The following is a 1,132-nucleotide window of genomic DNA, read 5'->3' as shown; positions in this document are numbered from 1 at the left end:
TTTTCCCATTTAAAGACAGCATCGAGATCGCCCATGCTGCGGGCGTCGCGGCGGTGGTGCAGCCCGGCGGCAGCATCCGCGACGATGAGGTAATCGCAAGCGCCGACGAGTTTGGCATGGCGATGTATTTTACCGGAGTGCGCCACTTTTTGCACTAAATTTCGCTCGCCCGAGGTGGAGCGGATTTATTGCGCTCGCTTCATAACTTTTTATGCCGTTACAAATCTTGAAAACCGCGCCGGAGCGGATCTCATAGCGCTAGCTTCATTGCGCGCGGCGTGGGTCTAATGCACGGTGCTTTGTTACGCACCAGCGCGGTGCAGACCCGGCTACCTCCGCTACGCAGCCGTGCGCGATGTAAATTTGACTGCGCTCCGCTACGCGGCGGGCGTGATGCGAATCGGACTACTTGCGTTTTGCCATACAGCTATGCGGCGCCGATTTAGCTACGCGGCATACTGCTTCGTATCGGTGCGGCGCAGTTTAAATTTAATCGTATGCTGCTCTTAAATGGTCGCGAAATTTTATCTCTCGACTGCGGCGCATAAATTTTAAATTTAATCGGAAAATGCTAGGTTTGCCGCTATGTCCGCGTGGTTTGGTGTAAATTTATCGGTTCAAATTTACGAGGGTTGCTCGGTTGCGTTTTGCTAGGAATTTTAAAATTTACGCAAGTTTATGGGTTTCGTTGCGCCATAAATTTTAAAATTTACGCAGATAGCGCGGCACACGCGGCTTGGGCGCAGGCTTTATGACAGCGAGCGATTTCGTCGCAGCCTTAGTGCGGTTTTATTACAGCGCGCAACTTAACGTAAATTTTGCCGTAGCCTCAAAATTTTGAGGCAAATTTTACCGCGCCGCGCTCGCGCGTCTTTAAATTTCGCCGTTTGTGGCAAATATCAAGCTCGGCAAAATTTCACTCTCATTTCATTTATGGATTGTAAAATTGCGCAAAATTTAAAACGAAAGGATCAAAATGAAAATTTTCAAAACCTTAATCTGCCTCTTTGCTTTGGCGGCGGGCTATTTAGTCGTGCTAAATGCCGCAGGCGGCAGCGCGGCGGACGCAAATTTTAAAGTTAAAGGAGGCGGCGTGAACGCAAACGTAAAAGAAATTTATCTAGCAGGCGGC

At 49.4% G+C, this 1,132-nt stretch carries 1 pseudogene; it reads left to right on the top strand.

Annotation, left to right across the window (positions count from 1 at the left end):
- Nucleotides 1-158: pseudogene (locus Q0614_RS00715) on the top strand (bifunctional phosphoribosylaminoimidazolecarboxamide formyltransferase/IMP cyclohydrolase PurH); the annotation flags it as partial.
- Nucleotides 159-1,132: the final 974 nt, after the last annotated feature.

Origin of the sequence: uncultured Campylobacter sp. (assembly GCF_937997595.1) — a bacterium.
GTDB lineage: Bacteria > Campylobacterota > Campylobacteria > Campylobacterales > Campylobacteraceae > Campylobacter_B.
Note: the sequence above shows the minus strand (reverse complement) of the source record. Positions and strands in the feature narration are given on the sequence as shown.